The 22,797-nt window shown below is 56.2% G+C and carries 17 protein-coding genes; 9 read left to right on the top strand and 8 right to left on the bottom strand.

The window, feature by feature from the left end:
- Positions 1–33: 33 nt before the first annotated feature.
- Together AAER43_RS07425 and lrp are read right to left on the bottom strand one after the other, a co-directional pair.
- A complete protein-coding gene (locus AAER43_RS07425; RefSeq protein WP_023338206.1) occupies positions 34–3,723 on the bottom strand; it encodes a DNA translocase FtsK 4TM domain-containing protein in 3,690 nt (1,229 codons plus the stop codon).
- A gap of 135 nt (positions 3,724–3,858) precedes the next feature.
- A complete protein-coding gene (lrp, locus tag AAER43_RS07420) occupies positions 3,859–4,353 on the bottom strand; it encodes a leucine-responsive transcriptional regulator Lrp (protein ID WP_000228469.1) in 495 nt (164 codons plus the stop codon).
- A 544-nt stretch (positions 4,354–4,897) separates the two neighbouring features.
- On the opposite strand from lrp, the gene trxB reads away from it, so the two are divergent.
- The 5 genes from trxB to infA all read left to right on the top strand — a co-directional run bounded on the left by trxB (position 4,898) and on the right by infA (position 10,721).
- A complete protein-coding gene (gene trxB / locus AAER43_RS07415; RefSeq protein ID WP_023332535.1) occupies positions 4,898–5,866 on the top strand; it encodes a thioredoxin-disulfide reductase in 969 nt (322 codons plus the stop codon).
- A gap of 114 nt (positions 5,867–5,980) precedes the next feature.
- Entirely contained in the window at positions 5,981–7,747 is a 1,767-nt protein-coding gene (gene cydD / locus AAER43_RS07410) for a cysteine/glutathione ABC transporter permease/ATP-binding protein CydD (protein ID WP_050861610.1), read from the top strand.
- Positions 7,747–9,468, top strand: a complete 1,722-nt coding sequence (gene cydC, locus AAER43_RS07405; protein WP_050861609.1) for a cysteine/glutathione ABC transporter ATP-binding protein/permease CydC — start codon at positions 7,747–7,749, stop codon at positions 9,466–9,468. The genes cydD and cydC overlap by 1 nt, the downstream gene beginning before the upstream one ends.
- 45 nt (positions 9,469–9,513) lie before the next feature.
- Positions 9,514–10,218: a leucyl/phenylalanyl-tRNA--protein transferase gene (gene aat, locus AAER43_RS07400; protein ID WP_032637078.1), complete on the top strand. Its 705-nt coding sequence runs from the start codon at positions 9,514–9,516 to the stop codon at positions 10,216–10,218.
- Between the two features lie 284 nt (positions 10,219–10,502).
- A complete protein-coding gene (infA, locus tag AAER43_RS07395; protein WP_002211347.1) occupies positions 10,503–10,721 on the top strand; it encodes a translation initiation factor IF-1 in 219 nt (72 codons plus the stop codon).
- A gap of 71 nt (positions 10,722–10,792) precedes the next feature.
- Here infA and AAER43_RS07390 read toward each other — a convergent pair whose 3' ends face one another.
- The 3 genes from AAER43_RS07390 to clpS all read right to left on the bottom strand — a co-directional run bounded on the left by AAER43_RS07390 (position 10,793) and on the right by clpS (position 14,302).
- Positions 10,793–11,239 (bottom strand): hypothetical protein, encoded by a 447-nt coding sequence (locus AAER43_RS07390; RefSeq protein WP_050861608.1) that lies wholly within the window; start codon positions 11,237–11,239, stop codon positions 10,793–10,795.
- A gap of 435 nt (positions 11,240–11,674) precedes the next feature.
- Positions 11,675–13,954 (bottom strand): ATP-dependent Clp protease ATP-binding subunit ClpA, encoded by a 2,280-nt coding sequence (clpA, locus tag AAER43_RS07385; RefSeq protein ID WP_014831269.1) that lies wholly within the window; start codon positions 13,952–13,954, stop codon positions 11,675–11,677.
- Positions 13,955–13,981: 27 nt separating this feature from the next.
- Positions 13,982–14,302, bottom strand: coding sequence for an ATP-dependent Clp protease adapter ClpS (clpS, locus tag AAER43_RS07380; RefSeq protein ID WP_006174393.1), 321 nt, complete (start codon positions 14,300–14,302; stop codon positions 13,982–13,984).
- Positions 14,303–14,569: 267 nt separating this feature from the next.
- Here clpS and cspD point away from each other — a divergent pair, with 267 nt between their 5' ends.
- Positions 14,570–14,791, top strand: a complete 222-nt coding sequence (gene cspD, locus AAER43_RS07375; RefSeq protein WP_008499993.1) for a cold shock-like protein CspD — start codon at positions 14,570–14,572, stop codon at positions 14,789–14,791.
- 70 nt (positions 14,792–14,861) lie between these two features.
- Here the strand turns inward: cspD and macB are convergent, their stop codons facing one another.
- Positions 14,862–16,802, bottom strand: a complete 1,941-nt coding sequence (macB, locus tag AAER43_RS07370; RefSeq protein WP_023332529.1) for a macrolide ABC transporter ATP-binding protein/permease MacB — start codon at positions 16,800–16,802, stop codon at positions 14,862–14,864.
- Positions 16,799–17,914 carry a macrolide transporter subunit MacA gene (gene macA / locus AAER43_RS07365; protein ID WP_050861607.1) on the bottom strand — a complete coding sequence of 372 codons (1,116 nt, stop codon included), beginning with the start codon at positions 17,912–17,914 and terminating at the stop codon, positions 16,799–16,801. Before macA ends, macB begins: the two co-directional genes overlap by 4 nt.
- Positions 17,915–18,073: 159 nt before the next feature.
- Between macA and AAER43_RS07360 the strand changes: the two genes are divergently transcribed.
- A complete protein-coding gene (locus AAER43_RS07360) occupies positions 18,074–19,030 on the top strand; it encodes a VirK/YbjX family protein (RefSeq protein ID WP_050861606.1) in 957 nt (318 codons plus the stop codon).
- Here the strand turns inward: AAER43_RS07360 and AAER43_RS07355 are convergent.
- A complete protein-coding gene (locus AAER43_RS07355) occupies positions 19,027–20,685 on the bottom strand; it encodes an ATP-dependent endonuclease (protein WP_050861605.1) in 1,659 nt (552 codons plus the stop codon). The two genes, AAER43_RS07360 and AAER43_RS07355, sit on opposite strands and share 4 nt — an antisense overlap.
- A 289-nt stretch (positions 20,686–20,974) precedes the next feature.
- On the opposite strand from AAER43_RS07355, the gene aqpZ reads away from it, so the two are divergent.
- Both aqpZ and AAER43_RS07345 read left to right on the top strand, forming a co-directional pair.
- The gene (gene aqpZ / locus AAER43_RS07350; protein ID WP_014883193.1) at positions 20,975–21,670 is read left to right on the top strand and encodes an aquaporin Z; all 696 of its coding nucleotides are present in this window, start codon (positions 20,975–20,977) and stop codon (positions 21,668–21,670) included.
- A 170-nt stretch (positions 21,671–21,840) separates the two neighbouring features.
- Positions 21,841–22,740, top strand: a complete 900-nt coding sequence (locus tag AAER43_RS07345; RefSeq protein WP_032637084.1) for a lysine exporter LysO family protein — start codon at positions 21,841–21,843, stop codon at positions 22,738–22,740.
- Positions 22,741–22,797 lie beyond the last annotated feature (57 nt).

The raw sequence follows: 22,797 nt of genomic DNA, 5'->3' as shown, positions 1-22,797 counted from the left end.
GGCTGATTTACCCTTCTTTGCAATCGCTGAAGGTTAATCAAACGGCGGCGGCGCCAGCACCTCGCGGTTACCGTTATGCCCCTGCTCGCTCACGATGCCCTGGGCTTCCATCTGTTCGATGATACGCGCCGCGCGGTTATAGCCAATGCGGAACTGACGCTGGACGCCAGAGATCGAGGCTTTACGTTTTTCGGTGACGAAATTAACCGCCTGATCGAATAACGGATCCAGCTCTTCGCCGCCGTCAAAGCCACCGCCGCCGCCTTCGCTTTCCGTATCGCTGGTAATACCGTCCACATATTGTGGGCGACCGCGTGCTTTCCAGTCCTGCACGACGGCGTGAACTTCTTCATCGCGGACGAACGCACCGTGGACACGCACCGGAGAGGTGGAGTTCGGGCCGGAATAAAGCATGTCACCCATACCCAGCAGCGACTCTGCGCCGCCCTGGTCAAGAATGGTACGGGAGTCGATTTTACTTGATACGGTAAAGGCGATACGCGTCGGAATGTTCGCTTTGATAAGACCCGTAATAACGTCCACCGAAGGACGCTGGGTGGCCAGCACGAGGTGAATACCGGCCGCACGCGCTTTCTGCGCCAGACGAGCAATCAACTCTTCTACCTTCTTACCGACGGTCATCATCAGGTCAGCAAACTCATCCACCAGCACGACGATATAAGGCAGTTTTTCCAGCACCGGATGCTGGGCATCCATGCTATCGCCCGGCTTCCAGTAAGGATCCGGAATCGGACGCCCCATGCGCATCGCCTGGGCGATTTTCTCGTTATAACCGGCCAGGTTACGCACGCCCAATGCAGACATCAACTTGTAGCGGCGTTCCATCTCGTTGACGCTCCAGCGCAGGGCGTTGGCAGCGTCTTTCATGTCGGTGACCACTTCCGTCAGCAGATGCGGGATACCTTCGTAGACGGACAGTTCGAGCATTTTCGGGTCGATCATGATGAAACGCACATCTTCCGGCTGCGCTTTGTAGAGCATGCTGAGGATCATGGCGTTCACGCCGACGGACTTACCGGAACCGGTCGTACCGGCCACCAGCAGGTGAGGCATTTTCGCGAGGTCTGCCACCACCGGATCGCCAGCGATATCTTTACCCAGCACCACGGTCAGCGGAGAGGGGTTATCACGGAACTTGGTGTTGTCCAGCACTTCACGCAGGTAGACGGTCTGACGTTTTTTGTTCGGCAGTTCAAGACCCACGTACGGTTTACCCGGAATCACTTCCACCACACGCACCGCCACGGTCGACAGAGAACGCGCCAGGTCACGAGACAGGTTAGAAATACGCGCGGCTTTTACGCCCGGCGCCAGGTTCAGTTCGAAACGGGTGATGACCGGACCCGGGGAGTAGTTCACCACATCCGCCTTAATGCGGAAGTCAGCCAGACGGGCTTCCACCAGACGGGCCATCTGCTCCAGAGCAAAAGTATCAACCGGCTCGACTTCAGCAGGAGGTGGCGTCAGCAGATCCAGTGACGGCAGCGGCGTGCTTGGACGCTGCAGCGGACGGCTGTCACCGTTACGCATCAGCAGCGGGTGAATCAGGCTCTCCTGCGGCTGTGGCGCTGGCTGCTGGAACTGCGGCGGCTGGTGTTGTGGCTGCTGCGGTTGAGCATACGGCTGCTGAACCGGTTGTTGCGGCTGCGCATAGGCCTGCGGGGCAGGCTGCTGACGCACAGGTTCAGCTTCAGGCATCACGCTCGGGGTAAATAAAGGCTCACTCGGACCATCATCCACCAGGTCTTTCATTGGTGAGAACTCGAAATCAGACAATGAGAACGGGTTGGCACCCGTTGGCTGTTCCCCGGAGTAGCGCTGCTGTTGCGTTGCCGCGAACTGACGCGCTAACTCTGCCTCTGCAGCTTCATCTTCATCGTCCAGAGCGGGCTCATCGTGCTGGTATTCTTCACCGTAGCGTTGATTCTGCTGTGCCGCGAACTGGCGAGCCAGTTCGTCCTGCTGCATGTCATCTGCGTCATCTTCGTAGTCCGACTCACGTGCTTTTTCTTCGGCCATACGCTGGGATGGCAGCTTGATGCCGTAAGAGGCAAGTTCACGACGGGTAGGAACGCGAACGCGGTTAGGGCGTGGCAACTGTGGACCAATCCCCTCTTTCACCTGAGGACGCGGTGCGCCACCCGTAGCCAGGCTGAAGACAGGTGCGGCAGCAGCAGCGGCCACGGTGGCCTGCTTCACGCTTTCGGCGACAGGTGCAACCGCAGGCGTCGCGTCGACCGGCGGAACCGAAACTGAAGGTGCCTTCGTAACGGGCTCCTGCGCGGGTTCAGGCACAGGCTGATACCAGGCCGCCAGCTGCTCGCGTTCACGGGCGCGGCGTTCTTCAACTTCTTCAAAATAGTACATTGGCGGACGAGACGGTTTCACCTCTTCCATCACCTCAGGTTCAGGCTGAGGCTCTGCATATGGCTGCGCAGGTTCAACCGGTTCAGGCACATATTCCTGATACGGCTGGGCCACAGGCTGCTCATAGTGCTGCGGTTCATACTCAGGCTGCGGCGGCTGGTAAGGCTGCTGCCACGGCTCCTGCTGCACAGGAATATAGCTTTCAGGTTCAGGCGCGATAACGGGCTCCGGCGTATGAACACCGGGCGCGGTCTGCCACGCAACGTGTGGCTGCTGAATAACGGATTCTGGTGGTGGAACCGGCGCGGAGGGCATCACGGCTTCGACAGGCGCGGCATACGCCTGCGCGGCCGTCGTGGCGGCTGCGGCTGCCGCAACCGGTGCGGTGACCGAATGGCCGTTCAGCAGCGGATCGTATTCGTCAAATTCACCCGGGGTAGCACGGCTGCCGGAGAACAGCACATCATCAGGATCGACAGCGGCACCCGCGGCACGGTACTCAACCTGCTCATCTTCATCCATACGTTTACCGGAGAAGAGCGCGGCATCCGTTTTGCGTCCAAGCGGGTTGGCAAATTTTTCCGCGACGCGCTGGCGACGCGCCAGGGCACCGCGCAGAATACGGGCACGACGAGATTCACGACGCTGTACCGGGGCCTCGTCTTCCTCTTCGTACTCTTCTTCATAGTCGTCATCATCGACCCACGTATCGTCGCGGCGGGTCCGGTTGCTGGCGAACGTCAGGATCGTGAGAATAAAGCTGCCGATTTTTTCGGCAATGCTCACCCATGACCAGCCGGTAAACAGCGTCAATCCTGCCGCCCAGATGCACAGCAGCGCCAGCGTGCCACCGCTGCTGTGCAGCATGGGCTGTAACGCAGAACTGAGCAGGCTACCAATGACCCCGCCGGAGGCGAAGTACCAGATGTCATCGGCGTTAATCGCCGCCAGCCCGCAGGAGGTGAGGATCAGTGCCAGCGCGCCAATCAGGCGCAGGGAAACCGCAAAATAGTCGATGTAATCATCGTTCTGACGATGACGCCATGCAAACCAGCATCCGCCGATGATAATGACGGGAATGGTGTAGGCCATCACACCGAATATGAAAAAGAGCGTGTCCGCAAGCCAGGCACCGGGTACACCACCTAAATTATGGATAGGTTCATGCCATGCGGTTTGTGACCAGCTGGGATCGGAAGGGTTGAAACTGAGTAAGGCTGCCATCAGCCAGACGGCAAAAAGGGCAATAACAATCAGCAAAGCCTCGAGGAGACGACGTCCGCTGCTTAGCTTCGATAGTGTGACTTCTTTGTCTTCAGTGTATTCCTGGCTCAAGAAAGGCTCTCCAGGTATCAGGCATATCCTGCCTGTTTGCTAAAACGGACAACAGCGCCGGGACTCCCCGGCACTGTTGCTGTATGGATTAACAGGAGTGTAATCAAACTACGCTGATTTTGCACCTGTTCCGTGTTAGCGCGTCTTAATAACCAGACGATTGCTCTGTTTGACCTCTTCCATCACCACATAAGTACGGGTGTCGTTCACGCCTGGCAGACGCAGCAGAGTTTCCCCCAGCAGCTTACGGTAGGCGGACATATCAGGCACACGGGTTTTCAACAGGTAGTCGAAATCACCGGACACCAGGTGACACTCTTGAATTTCTTCAAGTTTTTGTACAGCGGCGTTAAATTGCTCAAACACATCCGGTGCACCACGATTCAGAGTAATCTCAACAAATACCAGAAGTGAGGCATCCAGATAATGCGGGTTCAGCAGAGCCGTATAGCCCTGAATAAAACCCTGTCTTTCCAGTCGGCGCACACGCTCAAGGCACGGCGTCGGGGAAAGACCCACACGTTTTGAAAGCTCGACGTTGGAAATACGCCCATCCTTTTGCAATTCATTAAGAATGTTACGATCGATACGGTCGAGATCTTTGCCAGGGCGCTTCTTGCTATCTACCATTATTATTGTCTCTCTGTATTCCTTCCCTACTCCTGCCTGGACCCTGTGCACATCACTGTTCAGAGCCTGTACCCGTTAGTCATCACATCGCCTGGTTATGTATTTGACGCGATGCGGATTCGGGTTCTATTGGTAAGAAGACCGTTGCCCGAAGGCCGTCACCGACATCACGTATGGCGTCTGTCCACGCCATGCGTAGATTTCACTGACACGGTAAAAATGGCATTTACGTGCATGCCTATGCGGCATACGGTTAACGCGGTTTTTTTTCTTCCTTGAATGTTTTCGCAAAAGCGCAGGGGATTGTCAAAGCAAAACATCGATTTTTAGTACAAGATGCCGGATATTCATTACGGAGGGGTATTAATCCTCATTTTACTGCCTTATAAACGCGCGATTTTCAGAAGCAGACGTGATAACACTGCGTCATATCCATCGGGCGTAGCTATTGCATATATCGAAAGCAAAACTCCAGTGCTCTTTTTTTACGGCAACAAATTCCCTACAATCCAGCCCATTGCCTGCCAACAACAATGGGGATCTCATGGGCACGACCAAACACAGTAAGTTGCTAATCCTTGGTTCCGGACCTGCGGGATATACCGCGGCGGTCTATGCTGCACGCGCTAACCTGCAACCGGTACTGATCACCGGTATGGAAAAAGGCGGTCAGCTGACCACCACCACAGAAGTGGAAAACTGGCCGGGCGACCCGAACGACCTGACCGGGCCGCTGCTGATGGAGCGCATGCACGAGCATGCCGCGAAATTCGAAACTGAAATCCTGTTCGACCATATCAACAAGGTCGATCTGCAGAACCGTCCGTTCCGCCTGACGGGTGACAGCGGCGAGTACACCTGTGACGCGCTGATTATCGCCACCGGCGCCTCTGCCCGCTACCTCGGTCTGCCGTCTGAAGAAGCGTTTAAAGGCCGCGGCGTCTCTGCCTGCGCAACCTGCGATGGTTTCTTCTATCGCAACCAGAAAGTCGCGGTTATCGGCGGCGGCAACACCGCGGTGGAAGAAGCGCTCTACCTGGCAAACATCGCCTCTGAAGTGCACCTGATCCACCGTCGTGACACTTTCCGCGCCGAGAAGATCCTGATCAAACGTCTGATGGATAAAGTGGCGAGCGGCAACATCGTGCTGCACACCAATCGCACCCTGGAAGAAGTAACGGGCGATCAGATGGGCGTTGCCGGACTGCGCATTCGTGACACCCAGAACACCGATAACGTCGAAACGCTGGACGTGGCTGGCCTGTTTGTGGCAATCGGTCACAGCCCGAATACCGCTATCTTCGAAGGTCAGCTGGAACTGGAAAACGGCTACATCAAGGTGCAGTCTGGTATTCACGGTAATGCAACTCAAACCAGCGTCCCTGGCGTGTTCGCTGCTGGTGACGTGATGGACCATATTTACCGTCAGGCGATCACCTCTGCGGGCACCGGCTGTATGGCCGCGCTGGACGCAGAACGCTATCTTGATGGACTGGCTGAACAAGGTAAATAATCTTTACAAGTCAGTAACAAACGTAAATAAAGGCGGCCACAGGTCGCCTTTATTTTTGCTCGCGTGTAACATGCAGATGTCTAATTTCTTATAACGTCACCTGCAAAATACGCAATGGAAAAAACCCGTCAACAAGAGTTAACACGCTGGCTGAAACAGCAAAGCGTTATTTCCCGCCGCTGGCTTACGATCTCCCGTGTTCTGGGGTTTGTCAGTGGTCTGTTGATTGTTGCCCAGGCATGGCTGCTGGCCCGCATTCTTAACCACATGATCATGGAGAACATTCCGCGCGAAGCGCTCCTGATGCCTTTTATCGTCCTGGTCCTGATTTTTATCCTGCGCGCATGGGTGGTGTGGCTGCGCGAGCGCGTCGGTTTCCATGCCGGACAGCATATCCGCTACGAGATCCGCCGTCAGGTGCTCGATCGTCTGCAGGAAGCCGGGCCCGCGTGGATCCAGGGTAAACCGGCCGGAAGCTGGGCGACGTTGATCCTTGAACAGATTGACGATATGCACGACTACTACGCACGCTATCTGCCACAAATGGCGCTTGCCGTCTTCGTTCCGCTGCTGATTGTGATCGCCATCTTCCCGGTGAACTGGATGGCTGCGCTGATCCTGATGGGCACCGCGCCGCTGATTCCCCTCTTTATGGCGCTGGTCGGAATGGGTGCTGCGGATGCCAACCGCCGTAACTTCCTGGCATTGGGGCGCTTAAGCGGCCATTTCCTGGACCGTCTTCGCGGCATGGAAACATTGCGCATTTTTGGTCGTGGTGAAGCGGAAACCGAAAACATTCGTCGGGCATCGCAGGACTTCCGTCAGCGCACCATGGAGGTGTTACGCCTGGCATTCCTGTCGTCCGGCGTACTGGAGTTCTTTACCTCGCTGTCTATTGCCCTCGTGGCGGTCTACTTTGGCTTCTCCTATCTGGGCGCGCTGGATTTCGGTCATTACGGCACGGCAGTGACCCTTTCCGCCGGTTTCCTGGCGCTGATCCTGGCCCCGGAATTTTTCCAGCCGCTTCGCGACCTGGGGACGTTCTATCACGCCAAAGCGCAGGCAGTTGGCGCAGCTGATAGCCTGAAAACATTCCTGGAGACGCCGCTGGCGCATCCGGATCGGGGTGACGTGACGCTGAACAGCAAAGAGTCGGTAACCCTCGACGCGAGCGATTTCTGCATCCTCTCGCCGGAAGGGAAAGTGCTGGCAGGCCCGCTGAACTTCACCCTGCCGGCCGGAAAGCGCGTGGTGCTGGTTGGCACCAGCGGTTCCGGGAAAAGTTCTCTGCTGAATGCGTTATCCGGTTTTATGGCCTACACCGGTTCACTGCGGATCAACAAAACCGAACTGCGTCATCTCGATCCTGACGCCTGGCGTCAACAGCTCAGTTGGGTGGGGCAAAATCCGCAACTGCCTGCCTCTACGCTGCGTGAAAACGTTCTGCTGGCGCGCCCGGATGCGCGTGAAGATGAACTGCAATCGGTTCTCGACCGCGCCTGGGTCAGCGAGTTTCTGCCGATGCTCCCGCAAGGTGTAGATACCGTGGTTGGCGACCAGTCTGCCGGACTGTCGGTTGGACAGGCGCAGCGCGTGGCCGTCGCCCGCGCACTGCTTAACCCGTGCCAGCTGATGCTGCTGGATGAACCCGCAGCCAGTCTGGACGCACACAGTGAGCAGCGCGTTATGGCGGCGCTGAACGCCGCCTCCTTGCAACAAACCACGCTGATGGTTACCCATCAGCTGGAAGGAATTGCTGACTGGGACGAGATCTGGGTGATGGAAAACGGACGTATTGTTGAACAAGGCGATTACGCCTCACTCATTGCCGCGCAGGGGCCGTTTGCCGCCCTGCTGGCAAACCGTCAGGAGGACATCTGATGCGTGCTCTGCTGCCTTATCTTGCACTCTATAAACGCCATAAATGGATGCTGACGCTGGGGATTGTGCTGGCCATTGTGACGCTGCTCGCCAGTATCGGCCTGCTCACGCTTTCCGGCTGGTTCCTGTCGGCCTCGGCCGTGGCGGGGTTCGCCGGATTATACAGCTTCAACTATATGCTTCCGGCGGCAGGTGTTCGCGGTACCGCCATTACCCGCACGGCCGGACGCTATTTCGAGCGCTTAGTCAGCCACGACGCCACGTTCCGCGTCCTGCAGCATCTGCGTATCTACACCTTCAGCAAACTGCTGCCCCTCTCCCCTGCCGGGCTGGCGCGTTTTCGTCAGGGTGAATTACTGAACCGTGTCGTTGCGGATGTCGATACGCTGGATCACCTTTACCTGCGCGTGATCTCCCCGATCGTGGGCGCGTTTGTGGTGATTGTGGTGGTCACGCTGGGACTGGCTATTCTGGATGTTCCCGTTGCGCTAACGCTCGGCGGGATCATGCTGTTAACGCTCATTATTCTGCCGCCGCTGTTTTACCGCGCCGGAAAATCCACGGGGGAAAACCTGACGCGTCTGCGCGGCGATTACCGCCAGCAGCTGACCTCCTGGCTTCAGGGGCAGGCAGAGCTGACCATTTTTGGCGCAAGCAAGCGCTATCGCGCCCGGATGGAAAGTACGGAGCTGAACTGGCACGAAGCCCAGCGCCGTCAGTCGGAACTGACGGCCTTCTCTCAGGCGCTAATGATGTTGATCGGCGGCGTGGCGGTGATCGCCATGCTGTGGCTGGCTTCCGGCGGAGTTGGCGGTAATCCTCAGCCAGGTCCGCTTATTGCCCTCTTCGTTTTCTGCGCACTGGCCGCTTTTGAAGCGCTGGCACCGGTAACGGGCGCTTTCCAGCATCTTGGTCAGGTGATCGCCTCTGCCCTGCGCATCACCCAGATTGCCGAGCAGGAGCCTGAGGTAACGTTCAGCGCAGCGCAGACCGCGGTGCCTGAGCAGGTGACGCTGACGCTTGATGACGTGACCTTCGCCTATGACAAACAGGCGCAGAATGCGCTGGAAGGTATCACTCTGTCAGTTGATGCGGGGCAGCGGATTGCGATCCTTGGCCGCACCGGCTGCGGTAAATCGACGCTGCTACAGTTGTTGACCCGCGCCTGGGATCCGCAGCGCGGCCAGATTCGCTTCAATAATACGTTGCTGACAGATTTCAGCGAGCAGGCGCTACGTAAGACCGTCAGCGTCGTTCCACAGCGTGTGCATCTGTTTAGCGCCACCCTGCGCGATAACCTGTTACTGGCCGCGCCGGAGGCTTCGGACGACGCGCTTCGCGCCACGCTGGAACAGGTCGGGCTGCAAAAACTGCTTGAGGACGACGGGCTGAACAGCTGGCTGGGTGAAGGCGGTCGTCAGCTCTCCGGTGGAGAACTGCGTCGTCTGGCGATTGCGCGTGCGCTGCTGCATGATGCACCGCTGATGCTGCTCGACGAACCGACTGAAGGACTGGATGCGACGACTGAGAGTCAAATCCTTGATTTACTTGCGAATGTGATGGCAGGGAAAACCGTGCTGATGGTCACACACCGCCTGCGTGGACTGGCAAGTTTTGATCGGATAATTGTGATGGACAACGGACACATTATTGAGCAAGGTAGTCACGTAGAGCTGTTGACGAAACAGGGTCGCTACTACCAGTTTAAACAGCGTCTGTAGACTATATTTGTAGCGTCCTCACTCGCGTACTGGAGTTTTGCTGTCATGCGCCTGGTCCAGCTTTCTCGTCATAACATTGCGTTCCCGTCGCCGGAGGGAGCGCTACGTGAGCCCAATGGGCTGCTGGCCCTGGGTGGGGACCTCAGCCCTGCACGGCTCTTGATGGCTTACCAGCGCGGCATCTTCCCGTGGTTTTCGCCCGGCGACCCGATTTTATGGTGGTCGCCCGATCCGCGCGCCGTGCTGTGGCCAGCGCAGTTTCACCTCAGCCGCAGCATGAAGCGTTTCCATGCCAAATCTCCATACCGCGTCACCCTCAATCACGCGTTTGGTCAGGTCATTGAAGGCTGTGCGCAAGACCGCCATGAAGGGACGTGGATAACCCGCGATATTATTACCGCCTACCACCAGCTTCATGAGCTTGGCTACGCTCACTCCATCGAAGTATGGGAAGACGGCATACTCGTCGGCGGCATGTACGGCGTGGCGCAAGGGACGCTGTTTTGCGGCGAGTCGATGTTCTCTTGCGCGGTGAACGCCTCGAAAACCGCGCTGCTCATTTTCTGCCAGGAATTCGCGCAACGCGGCGGAAACCTGATCGATTGTCAGGTCCTCAATGAGCATACGGCCTCCCTCGGCGCCGTTGAGATCCCGCGACGCCAGTACATCGAACATCTGGATGCCAGCCGCCAGCAGAAGCTCCCGCGCGACTTCTGGATACCGAGAACGCTCTTTATGCCCAATGCCTAAATGTTTTCCGCATATTTTTTGTGAGGGTGTTATAATTATGCCGCAGAGTAGCTTCTGCCTGTTGCCCCGCCGCCGTTTGGGACCTTCGCTTCAGATAACGTCCTGACGTTAATCCTGTTGTATCCCCTTTACGAATGCGCTTTCCGTTCGGTTGAACCGTGACGCTTGGGCAATGCGCCGAAACTGTTTTGCTGCGTTTTAAACGCGCAATTCTTTACTTAATTGATGAATTTCGGCATTATCTTGCCGGTTCAAAACTTGGTAGTGATACCCCAGAGGATTAGATGGCCAAAGAAGACAATATTGAAATGCAGGGTACCGTACTTGATACGTTGCCTAACACCATGTTTCGCGTAGAGCTGGAAAACGGTCACGTGGTAACTGCGCACATCTCCGGTAAAATGCGCAAAAACTATATCCGCATTTTAACGGGCGACAAAGTGACTGTTGAACTGACCCCGTACGACCTGAGCAAAGGCCGCATTGTCTTCCGTAGTCGCTAATTGTTTTCGCCTGTAATGGCAGATGAATATTTAAAAGGTCGGGATCATCCCGGCCTTTTTTATTTATGGCTCTAGTGTTGCTGTACCGGAAGATGTATTGTCATCCACGGCTGTACAGTAGAGATTAAATCCACCGCCATAGAATGAACCATATCATGCAGTAATCCCGTCAGGTACGGCAACATATCGCGGTCAAAATGCGATACCAGCAGCACATGGTTTAATGCCCGCCAGTAGTCGCATTTCGTCTCGGTATCTTCCAGCAACCACTCTTTTTGTCGCGGTTCTTCCGCTTCGTTCTCAAATTCCACCACCTGAAAGTCACGCATTGATTCTGTGAGGCCGGTTTTCATTTCTTCAAGGTATGCACCAAGGCAACGGCATACGGGCTGCGTTTGAGGGAGTGATTTGCAGTCAAGGAGGATTTCGGAGAGCAGTTTGCAGCGCTCGGCAAGGGTTGGGAGATCGGGATTGAGGGAGAGTTCGCTATAAAGCAGTGAAAGATTGTTATGTTCCATTTGATTATGACTCCGTGTGAAATTATGAGATCTCCACCCGAACGCCAACTCAGGTGGCAGACTGAACCGGTTTGGCGTACCGACCCACACGGGAAAATCGGCGCTTCAAAAGAAGCCCCGGTTCAGCCCACCATAATTGAATCTGCGGATTATATCGCTAGCTTTCAAAAGTGTGAACGAACCTGATGATAATTGACGTATCAACATCATTTCTCGTGTGTAATCAGGACGCCAATCCCGACACCTGATTTTGCAGGTGCGCCGCCATTTTATTACTGTGGATTCATCCAGCAACAGACATCGAAAGAAACTGGAAAGCGCCTCGCAAAATTCCTCTGCTGCCTGTTGCCCTCACCCCGGCCCTCTCCCACAGGGAGAGGGAGCAAACAATAAAAAACGGCAACCGAAGTTGCCGTTTTGCTTTTACCTTACTACTCAGTGAGCCGCTTCCGGCTTGTGCTTCGCCGCACTCTGGAAGTCGTACGTCAGCTCGTTCTTCGCCTGATCCAGCGCCACGGTCACCTGACCGCCGTCCACCAGCGAGCCAAACAGCAGCTCGTTCGCCAGCGGTTTTTTCAGGTTGTCCTGAATCACACGCGCCATCGGACGGGCACCCATCGCACGGTCGTAGCCTTTTTCAGCCAGCCAGTTGCGGGCCTCCTGGCTCACTTCCAGCGATACGCCTTTCTGGTCAAGCTGTACCTGCAACTCGACGATGAACTTGTCCACCACCTGATGGATCACCTCGGTAGACAGGTGATCGAACCAGATAATGTTGTCCAGACGGTTACGAAACTCCGGCGTAAAGATCTTCTTGATCTCTTCCATCGCATCGGTGCTGTTGTCCTGATGGATCAGGCCGATGGATTTACGCTCGGTTTCACGTACCCCGGCGTTAGTGGTCATCACCAGCACCACGTTGCGGAAGTCCGCCTTGCGCCCGTTGTTGTCGGTCAGCGTCCCGTTGTCCATCACCTGCAGCAGGATGTTGAACACATCCGGGTGCGCTTTCTCGATTTCATCGAGCAGCAGTACAGCGTGCGGATGCTTGATCACCGCGTCGGTGAGCAGGCCGCCCTGGTCAAAGCCGACGTAGCCCGGAGGCGCACCAATCAAACGGCTGACGGTGTGGCGCTCCATATACTCGGACATATCAAAGCGCAGCAGCTCAATGCCCAGCGCTTTGGAGAGCTGAACCGTCACCTCGGTTTTCCCGACGCCGGTTGGGCCAGCGAACAGGAAGGACCCGACAGGCTTGTGCTCATGCCCCAGCCCGGCGCGGGCCATCTTGATCGCTTCGGTTAAGGCCTCAATGGCTTTATCCTGACCAAAGACCAGCATTTTCAGGCGATTGCCGAGGGTGCGCAGCGTGTCGCGGTCACTCTGAGAGACGCTCTTCTCAGGAATACGTGCGATGCGGGCCACCACGGACTCAATGTCCGCCACGTTAACCGTTTTCTTACGCTTGCTGGCCGGCATCAGGCGCGCTCGCGCCCCTGCCTCATCAATCACGTCAATCGCCTTATCCGGCAGATGACGATCGTTGATGTATTTCACCGCCAGCTCCACCGCCGCACGGACCGCTTTCGCGGTGTAACGCACGTCGTGGTGCGCTTCATACTTCGGCTTCAGACCGTTGATGATCTGCACCGTTTCCTCAACGGACGGTTCGGTCACGTCAATTTTCTGGAAGCGGCGCGCCAGCGCACGGTCTTTTTCGAAGATGTTGCTGAACTCCTGGTAGGTAGTGGAGCCAATCACGCGGATCTTGCCGCTGGAGAGCAGCGGTTTGATCAGGTTAGCGGCATCCACCTGGCCACCGGACGCCGCACCTGCGCCGATGATGGTGTGGATCTCATCGATAAACAGAATGCTGTTGGTGTCCTGCTCCAGCTGTTTTAACAGCGCCTTGAAGCGTTTTTCAAAATCGCCGCGGTATTTGGTGCCCGCCAGCAGCGAGCCAATATCCAGCGAGTAGATGGTGCAATCGGCAATCACTTCCGGCACGTCGCCCTGCACAATGCGCCAGGCCAGACCTTCCGCAATCGCGGTTTTCCCCACGCCTGACTCACCCACCAGCAGCGGGTTGTTTTTGCGGCGACGGCACAGCACCTGGATCGCGCGCTCCAGCTCTTTATCGCGACCAATCAGCGGGTCGATACCGCCAACGCGAGCAAGCTGGTTAAGATTGGTGGTGAAGTTTTCCATACGATCCTCCCCGCCTGCTTGCTCTTCATTGTTATTGACCTGATTGCTGGAATCCGATGCCTGGTTAGGCTCGTCTTTGCGCGTTCCGTGAGAAATAAAGTTCACCACGTCGAGTCGGCTGACTTCGTGTTTGCGCAGCAGGTAGGCCGCCTGTGACTCCTGCTCGCTGAAGATGGCGACCAGGACGTTTGCACCAGTCACTTCGCTACGTCCGGAAGACTGGACGTGGAATACCGCGCGCTGCAACACGCGCTGGAAGCTGAGCGTCGGCTGCGTGTCGCGCTCCTCTTCACTGGCTGGCAGCACCGGTGTGGTTTGTTCGATGAAGGCTTCGAGTTCCTGACGTAGCGCCACCAGATCCACGGAGCAGGCTTCCAGCGCTTCGCGGGCAGATGGGTTGCTAAGCAGTGCGAGCAGTAAATGCTCGACGGTCATAAACTCATGTCGGTGCTCACGCGCTCTGGCGAAAGCCATGTTTAAACTGAGTTCCAGTTCTTGATTGAGCATAGGCACCTCCCCCAATTTTATGCCTTATCAGGCCTTTTCCAGCGTACACAGCAACGGATGCTCGTTCTCCCTCGCATAGTCGTTCACCATCGCCACTTTGGTTTCCGCCACTTCTGCCGTAAAGATGCCGCAGATGGCTTTGCCTCGATAATGAACGGTAAGCATCAGTTGCGTTGCACGTTCTACATCATAAGAAAAGAACTTTTGTAGCACGTCAATAACAAATTCCATCGGCGTGTAATCATCGTTCATTAACATAACTTTATACATAGATGGCGGTTTTAGCGCGTCACGCACTTTATCTTCCGCCAGCTGGTCAAAATCCAGCCAGTCGTTGGTCTTACCCATTTTGCATAACCACTTTGAATCTACCTCAGATGTTAGATAACAATCATCTATTACTGTCATCCGCGATGTCTGTCACAAACCGTTGCAATAGCGTTAACTGCTTCAAACTTTGGTTGATTATTGTCCCATCTCCAGCGCCAAACGCTTGACGACGTCTTTCGTTTCTCTAAATTGTACAAGCGTGAGATGGCGAGGTTTTGAACAGCCCCCACTCCACCACCGGTTCATTCCATCTTAACTTATAAGATTTACGAAGGATGTCGAAGCATGGAAATGGGTACTGTTAAGTGGTTCAACAACGCCAAAGGGTTTGGCTTCATCTGCCCCGAAGGCGGCGGCGAGGATATCTTCGCTCACTATTCCACCATTCAGATGGATGGTTACAGAACGCTCAAAGCCGGGCAGTCCGTCCGGTTCGATGTACACCAGGGACCAAAAGGCAATCATGCAAGCCTTATCGTACCCATTGAAGCAGAGACGGTTGCATAGCGCTCTGTTTTATTGTGTACATCCCGCAGTCAAAATGCCAGCCCGATCGGCTGGCATTTTTATTTTCGGGTTATTCCCGAGCCAGCGCATCCACCGGATCCAGCCGCGCCGCGTTGCGGGCGGGGAGCCAGCCAAACAAAATGCCGGTAAAGGTCGAACATAAAAATGCGGTAATAATGGCGACCGGCGAGAAACCAATCTCCCACCCGGGTAAAAAGAGCTGGAGCGCGAACGCAATCATCATCGAGAGCGCAATCCCCATCGCCCCGCCGACCAGGCACACCAGCACAGCCTCAATCAGAAACTGTTGCAGCACGTCGCTGGCTCTGGCCCCGACCGCCATGCGGATGCCAATCTCCCGGGTACGTTCCGTGACCGACACCAGCATGATATTCATCACCCCGATACCGCCGACGACCAGCGAGATCACCGCCACCAGCGTGAGGAACAGCTGAAGAGTACGTGTGGTCTTTTCCGCCGTTTTCAAGAGGCCGTCCATGTTCCAGGTGAAGAAATCCTTCTTCCCGTGGCGCAACGTGAGCAACCGCTCAAGCTGCTGTTCGGCCAGCGCGCTGTCGTAGCCCTCCTTCACACGCACGGTGATGGAGTTGAGCCATGACTGCCCCATGATCCGCCCGGAAATCGTTGTGTAGGGCAACCAGACGCGCAGGATCTTGCTGCTGCCAAACATCGACTGTTTCTCTTCCGCCACACCAATGACCGTGGCAGGCATGTTGCCGACCAGGATCACTTCACCGACCACACTGGCTTTATTAGGGAAGAGTTGCCTGCGCGAGTTCGCGTCCAGCACCACCACCTGCGCCCTGCCCGCCAGCTGTTCGGCATTAAAGGTCGCCCCTTCGCTGAAGGTCATGCCGTAGACGTTGAAGTAGTCCCCGCTGACGCCGTTGGCGCTGGCGGCAACGTCAACATTCCCTACCCGCAGACGCAGGTTTTGCGAAACGGCTGGCGTGGCGGAGTTTACCCACGGCTGCTTCTGAATCGCTGCCAGATCGTCATACTTTAGCGCCTGCTGATACTGCGGTTCGTCGTCGCCAAAGTCCTTGCCGGGATAGACATCAATGGTATTGGTACCGATGGCGCGAATATCGGCCAGCACCAGCTGCTTGGCGGCGTCGCCCACCACCACAATCGAGACCACCGAAGCAATACCGATGATAATCCCGAGCATGGTCAGCAGGGTGCGCATTTTGTTGGCCGCCATCGCCAGCCAGGCCATGTTCAGCGCTTCACGAAAGCCGCTGGAAAATTGTCCCCAGCCGGTTGAGGCCGGCAGCGCTTCTTTCGGAGCTGCCGCTCTGGACGCACGCGGCGGCGGGTTGCTGACCAGCTCGCCGTCGTGGATCTCAATAATGCGTTCCGCCTGCGCCGCCACCTGCGGATCGTGGGTAACGATGATCACCGTATGCCCCTGATCGCGAAGCTGGTGGAGGATCGCCATCACCTCTTCACCGGAATGGCTGTCGAGCGCCCCGGTGGGTTCATCCGCGAGGATCACCTGCCCGCCATTCATCAGCGCGCGGGCAATACTCACGCGCTGCTGCTGGCCACCGGACAGCTGCGACGGCTGGTACTCCACGCGTTCAGCCAGCCCGAGACGCGTTAACAGCGTCTTCGCACGCTCAAGACGTTTCTTCCGCTCCACGCCTGCATAGACGGCTGGCACTTCGACGTTTTGCGCCGCGTTCAGGTGTGAGAGCAGATGGTAACGCTGGAAGATAAAACCAAAGTGTTCCCGGCGCAGCTTCGCCAGCGCGTCGCCGTCGAGCGTGGAGACATCCGTCCCGGCCACGCGATAGGTCCCGCTGGTGGGTTTATCCAGGCAGCCGAGAATGTTCATCAGCGTCGATTTACCGGAGCCTGACGCGCCGACAATCGCCACCATCTCGCCCGCTTCCACGCGCAGGGAGATGCCTTTCAGCACCTCCACCGGACCGTCGCCCGACGGATAGCTGCGACGGATATCCTTCAGCTCAAGCAACGCGGTCATTTCACGGCTCCGGGCAGGCTTTCACTGACAACCACCTCCTCACCCTCTTCCAGCCCTTTCACCACCACCACATCGGTATCATTACGCGCGCCAATCACCACTTCGCGATCGCGCGTCTCGCCGTTGCGCAGCACTTTCACTTTATAGCGATTGTCCCCGGCGGATTCGCCCAGCGCGGAGAGCGGAATGGTCAGCACGTTCTTCACGCCGGTCAACTGGATATGCACCTGGGCAGTCATATCCAGACGCAGCACGCCCTGTGGGTTTGGCACCTCAAAACGGGCGTAGTAAAAGATAGCGTCGTTAACCTTTTCCGGCGTCGGCAGAATGTCTTTCAGCACGCCTTCATAGCGCGTCTGCGGGTCGCCAAGCACGGTAAACCAGGCGTTCTGCCCCGGTTTCAGATGGATCACATCCGCCTCGGAAACCTGCGCTTTGACCAGCATAGTGCTCATATCCGCCAGCGTCAGAATGTTAGGCGCCTGCTGGGCGGCAATTACCGTCTGCCCCTGCAGCGTAGTGATCTGGGTGACTTCACCGGCCATCGGCGCAACGATTTGCGTGTAGTCGAGGTTGGTTTTCGCCGTGTCCAGCGAGGCCTGATTGCGTTTGATTTGTGCGTCGATGGTGCCAATCTGCGCCTGCTTGACCGCCAGCTCCGTCGTGGCAGTATCTAAATCCTGCTTCGAAATGGCCTGGGTTTTTGCCAGCGCCTGCTGACGGGTGAGCGTGACCTGGGCCAGATTACGTTCAGCCAGCGCCTGAGCACGCTGGGCGCGCAGCTCCATCAGCGTGGCTTCCACCTCGCGGATCTGGTTCTCGGCCTGTTCAGGATCGATAACACCCAGCAGCTGGCCTTTTTTTACCTTATCACCGATCTCTACCGACAGCGTTTTCAGCTGGCCGCTGACCTGAGCGCCAACGTCAACCTTGCGCAACGCATCAAGCTTGCCCGTCGCCAGGACGTTTTGCTGCAGTTCGCCGGGGCGAACGATCAGTGTCCGGTACTGCGGCACCGGTGCGTTAAGCACCTGCCATAACCAGAATCCACCGACTAAAATCACGACCGCCAGCAGCAGAAATAGCGTTCTGCGTTTTCCCTTGAGGTTCATAAATATTCCAAATAAATGTTCTGGCAATAATAAATGTTGATTCTATCTAAACGACTCCTTAACGAAACCCCTGTTCTCCGAAATCGTCCTAATTTGTTGACGAGATGTTGATATTCCTCCTGCTGAAATAGCGATATTCCAAAAGATTCAGGATTTATCATGTCTTCCATCGTCGATACGCCTTATTCCACCCTTACACAGCCTACCTCCGGCTGGCAGCTTTTCAAAAACCTGGCTTTGGGTAAGCTTACCCCAGGACTGGCATGGCAGAATCCGGCTTATCGGCGCAAGTTCGTGTTACGGTCGCTTGCAGCTCCCGTCACCACCTCTCGCCTGTTGACGCACCTGGCAAAGCAGCCGTGTCTGATGCAGTTATTACAAGCTCAGCCGGGGCTGCCCTGCCGGATGCATCGCCCGTGGCTGACGGTGAATATGGAACGTCAGCACGCGCTGGAGTCTCTTAACTGGCACTATCAGACCATGATCCGCCAGCTTCCGGCGACGCTGCTGCAGGGCTATCTTTCGAAGCAGGGTGCCACGCTGCTGACCTTAACCGGTAAAGATGAACAGCACTTTACCGTTCGCCTGTGTGCTGATGCGTTTATGGATAAAGAGGGAGAAGCCACCCTCGTCTTCTGTGACGATCAAAATACAGTCCTGGCGGAGATGACCTTCACGCTCTGCCCGTTTGCCGGACAATCGACGCTGTTCATTGGCGGTTTGCAAGGCGCAAAAGCGCATGTTCCCCATGAGCGGATCCAGAAAGCGACGAAGGCCTGTCATGGGCTGTTCCCGAAACGTCTGCTGGTTGAAACCGCCATGACGCTCGGCGCCGCTTTCCCGGTCGAACAGATTGTTGCCGTCAGTAACGACACCCATATTTATCGCAGCTGGCGCTACCGCAAGAAAAAAGAGGGAAAACTGCTGGCTGATTATGACAGCTTCTGGCTCTCCCTCGGCGGTGAAAAGCAGGAAAGCGGTAACTTTATGCTGCCGCTTGTCATGCCGCGTAAACCGATGGAAGAGATCGCGAGCAAAAAACGTTCCGAATATCGCCGTCGCTACGAACTGCTGGACAGCCTGATTCAGCAGGTGAATCAGGCGACCCGGGGTTAATCCGCCCTCCCGCGTGCCAGCCACAGCACGCGGGAGAACATCTTCCTCAGCAGAGTGGGCACCGCCTCCACGCCCCGCCTTCCCGCTTCCGTCGCCACTTCAATGGCGAGATCCGGTTTTGACGAACGGTGTATCGCTTTGGCGATCACGCGGCGCATGTTCATCGGAACATCGACCGGCACCATCGCAATGCGGTGGAACACATCGTCAAACCCCTGACGATACATAAAGTGCTCCATGTCCATCGCGGGGAGCATGGTTAAATGGTCGCGCTCTTCTTCCCGTTCATTATTCAGCAGGCTACGCACGGTCGAGGCATACTTTTTACCCGCCTCGTCACCGTCCACCAGCACATGCCATTCAATACCCATCCGGCGGGCAAATTTTATCAGCGGTTTTAATCCCGACTGGGCAAATTCGATCACCTTAATGCCTTCCGCATCAAAATGGTGCCCACACTGACGCGCCAGTTCGTTGATGACCCAGGTCTCCGTTTCCCCTTCCACCAGCAGCCAACAGCGGGCAAAAAGTGACGACGCGCGATTAAAACGAATATGAAACGCGATGCGCCGCCCGTCTTCAGCATTTAAACCGCCAGGCCCGAGACGGTACGCGGAGACCCGCGAAGACTCGCGCACCAGACGGCAGATATGCTCAACCGGCGTCATGGATAATAGCTCACCAGAATTGGTGGTCGTAATCCGCTGGAGCGGCAGCAAATTCAGCAGATGCCACGCGACCGAGAGCATGATGGGGTGAAGGCGTGTTTCAGGGTCTTCCACCAGCAGCAACGGGCGGGCATCCCGGTCAAGACGCACGGTGCCTTTAGCCTGCAAAAGTGTTGAAAACAGCCCCAGCAGAATCACCCGATGGGTACGACCGCCGGGCCGGTCGATCATCCGGTTGATGATGTCGAGATAGCGCCAGCTGCGTTGTTCATCATGAGAGCGACGGCGCATCAGCCGGTGGCGCGACTCCGATGTCCCCTGCTCGGAAAAATAGTGCTCCAGCAGTTGTACCATCGCGGATAACCCCTGGCGAATCTGACCATCGGTCAGGTTTTGCGGACGCGACACCAGCTCACGCGCCAGAAAATCCAGCTCGCGGGCGGTGACTTCCACCTCCGGCATATTCGGTACCGTGCCGTTACGGATACGCCGCATAAATCGCGCATCACGCAACCGTAATACCGGCGTCAGGCGGGTCAGGTGGCGAGCCAAATCGTCGATGTTGTCCAGTGGGATCGGGTTGGCTTTTTCATCAAGAAACTCGCGCAGGGTCAGGACCCCTTCGTTTTCCGCCATCTCGCCTTCCAGGCGATAGAAAATCCGGTGGAAATCATCGTCACAGGGCACCCAACAGGGTGACAGCGGTCGGAAGCGACGCACGCGGTGACGGCCTGGCTCGGATTCACGGAACGTCAGGATAATATGCAGGTGCTTCTCGCGTCCCGTCACGTCCCCGGGCGGGAACCAGAAATCGTCGTGGACAAAGTGATACAGATTGTCTTCGGGGGATAGCAGTAACGTCAGCGCATCGAGCAGGCTGGACTTACCCCACGCGTTCTCGCCGATCAGGACGTTGTTCTGCTCAAGCTGCAGCGACAGGCGGTTAATACCGCGAAACCCGACAATTTCCACACGTTCGAGAAGCATAAATCCCCCGCGAAATGAACACTTTTTCCTTTAAGTTATCAGCAGTATAGCGGGAGGAATCTTGTCACGACAGCACAACATTCACGCTGACAAGAATTGGTCTATGCTCTATTTACCGCTCATTTGAACAAGGAATGACATCACATTGCCTTAAATCAAATTTATCGAATTTATTTAAGTGGCGAAGGGATGTTGTTGGTTTCTAAAATACGGGCTCTTTGAGTCGTCATCCCTTTATGGCGATATATCCCGCCCGCGGGAAAGCGCGCGGAAATTATTTGAGGTGGTTATGTTTAGAAAATTGGCTGCAGAATGTTTTGGTACATTCTGGCTGGTATTTGGTGGCTGCGGTAGCGCCGTTCTGGCAGCAGCGTTCCCGGAATTAGGCATTGGTTTTGTCGGCGTCGCGCTGGCGTTTGGCTTAACCGTATTAACCATGGCCTTCGCCGTGGGGCATATTTCCGGTGGTCATTTTAACCCGGCTGTGACGTTAGGTTTATGGGCGGGCGGTCGTTTCCCTGCTAAAGACGTCATTGGCTACATCGTGGCGCAGGTGGTGGGCGGTATTATTGCGGCTGGCGTTCTGTACGTTATTGCCAGCGGTAAGGCCGGCTTTGACGCGGCCGCCAGCGGCTTCGCCTCAAACGGCTTTGGCGAACACTCGCCGGGCGGTTACTCCATGCTGTCTGCCATCGTGATTGAAATTGTGCTGACCGCGGGCTTCCTGCTGGTGATCCACGGCGCCACCGACAAACACGCGCCTGCTGGCTTTGCCCCGATTGCTATTGGTCTGGCGCTGACGCTTATCCACCTGATTTCAATTCCGGTCACCAACACCTCCGTTAACCCGGCACGCAGTACCGCCGTCGCCATCTTCCAGGGCGGCTGGGCGCTTGAGCAGCTGTGGCTGTTCTGGGTGATGCCAATTATCGGCGGTATTCTGGGCGGTGTGCTGTATCGCACCCTGCTGGAAAAACGCGATTAATCTTTCCCTCCCTCTCCCCGTGGGAGAGGGCCGGGGTGAGGGCAACAGGCCGCACATACAAGCCGGGTAAGGCGTAGCCGCCCCCCGGCTTTCTTTTGCCGCTTTACTGAATAGCCTTTATTGGGTAGTGTCTCTGGCGCTCAACAGACACTCAAAAGGACCGGCTGTTCATGTTTTCAGGACTCCTCATTATTCTGCTGCCCCTGATTGCGGGCTACCTTATTCCGCTGCGTCAGGAATCTGCATTACGGCTTATCAACCGTTTTCTCAGCGGGATTGTTTACCTCATTCTTTTCTTTATGGGGATCAGCCTGGCCTTCCTGGATAACCTGTCCGCGAATTTACTCTCCATTTTGCATTATTCAGCCGTCACGGTTACGGTTATTTTGCTGTGCAATATTGCCGCACTGCTGTGGCTGGAACGCACCATTCCCTGGAAAAATCATCACCACCAGGAAAAGCTGCCCTCCCGTATTGCGATGGCACTTGAGTCATTAAAACTCTGCGGCGTCGTGGTGCTCGGTTTTCTTCTGGGTCTCACCGGATGGGCATTTTTACAGCACGCGACAGAAGCCAGTGAATATACCCTGATCTTCCTGCTGTTCCTGATTGGTATCCAGCTGCGAAATAACGGCATGACCCTGAAACAGATTGTCCTCAACCGTCGGGGAATGATTATTGCCGTAATGGTTGTCGCCAGCTCAATGGTGGCGGGTGTGATTAATGCTTTTATTCTCGATCTGCCGCTGAAAACCGGCCTGGCAATGGCCTCCGGATTTGGCTGGTACTCCCTTTCCGGTATTCTGCTGACTGAATCATTCGGCCCGGTGATCGGCAGCGCCGCCTTCTTTAACGATCTGGCGCGTGAGCTGATTGCCATTATGCTGATCCCGGGGCTGGTTCGCCGCAGTCGCTCTACCGCACTGGGTCTGTGCGGCGCGACGTCGATGGACTTTACCCTGCCGGTACTTCAGCGCTCAGGCGGGCTGGAAATGGTGCCGGCAGCCATCGTGCACGGCTTTATTTTGAGTTTGCTGGTTCCCATTCTGATGGCGTTCTTTTCTGCCTGATACTTCTTTGGCGGTAGGGTGCCTGCCGCCAAAATTGCGCTAAATCAATCTCCCTCT

The organism is Enterobacter sp. FUJ80071 (assembly GCF_038739915.1).
Classification (GTDB): domain Bacteria; phylum Pseudomonadota; class Gammaproteobacteria; order Enterobacterales; family Enterobacteriaceae; genus Enterobacter; species Enterobacter kobei.
Note: the sequence above shows the minus strand (reverse complement) of the source record. Positions and strands in the feature narration are given on the sequence as shown.

Excerpts from the sequence above, each read along its gene's own strand:
- trxB (WP_023332535.1), top strand. The coding sequence starts at position 4,898 with ATGGGCACGACCAAACACAGTAAGTTGCTAATCCTTGGTTCCGGACCT.
- lrp (WP_000228469.1), bottom strand. The coding sequence starts at position 4,353 with ATGGTAGATAGCAAGAAGCGCCCTGGCAAAGATCTCGACCGTATCGAT.
- aat (WP_032637078.1), top strand. The coding sequence starts at position 9,514 with ATGCGCCTGGTCCAGCTTTCTCGTCATAACATTGCGTTCCCGTCGCCG.
- AAER43_RS07390 (WP_050861608.1), bottom strand. The coding sequence starts at position 11,239 with ATGGAACATAACAATCTTTCACTGCTTTATAGCGAACTCTCCCTCAAT.
- AAER43_RS07345 (WP_032637084.1), top strand. The coding sequence starts at position 21,841 with ATGTTTTCAGGACTCCTCATTATTCTGCTGCCCCTGATTGCGGGCTAC.
- clpA (WP_014831269.1), bottom strand. The coding sequence starts at position 13,954 with ATGCTCAATCAAGAACTGGAACTCAGTTTAAACATGGCTTTCGCCAGA.
- aqpZ (WP_014883193.1), top strand. The coding sequence starts at position 20,975 with ATGTTTAGAAAATTGGCTGCAGAATGTTTTGGTACATTCTGGCTGGTA.
- cspD (WP_008499993.1), top strand. The coding sequence starts at position 14,570 with ATGGAAATGGGTACTGTTAAGTGGTTCAACAACGCCAAAGGGTTTGGC.
- macB (WP_023332529.1), bottom strand. The coding sequence starts at position 16,802 with ATGACCGCGTTGCTTGAGCTGAAGGATATCCGTCGCAGCTATCCGTCG.
- macA (WP_050861607.1), bottom strand. The coding sequence starts at position 17,914 with ATGAACCTCAAGGGAAAACGCAGAACGCTATTTCTGCTGCTGGCGGTC.
- AAER43_RS07360 (WP_050861606.1), top strand. The coding sequence starts at position 18,074 with ATGTCTTCCATCGTCGATACGCCTTATTCCACCCTTACACAGCCTACC.
- cydC (WP_050861609.1), top strand. The coding sequence starts at position 7,747 with ATGCGTGCTCTGCTGCCTTATCTTGCACTCTATAAACGCCATAAATGG.
- infA (WP_002211347.1), top strand. The coding sequence starts at position 10,503 with ATGGCCAAAGAAGACAATATTGAAATGCAGGGTACCGTACTTGATACG.
- cydD (WP_050861610.1), top strand. The coding sequence starts at position 5,981 with ATGGAAAAAACCCGTCAACAAGAGTTAACACGCTGGCTGAAACAGCAA.
- AAER43_RS07355 (WP_050861605.1), bottom strand. The coding sequence starts at position 20,685 with ATGCTTCTCGAACGTGTGGAAATTGTCGGGTTTCGCGGTATTAACCGC.
- clpS (WP_006174393.1), bottom strand. The coding sequence starts at position 14,302 with ATGGGTAAGACCAACGACTGGCTGGATTTTGACCAGCTGGCGGAAGAT.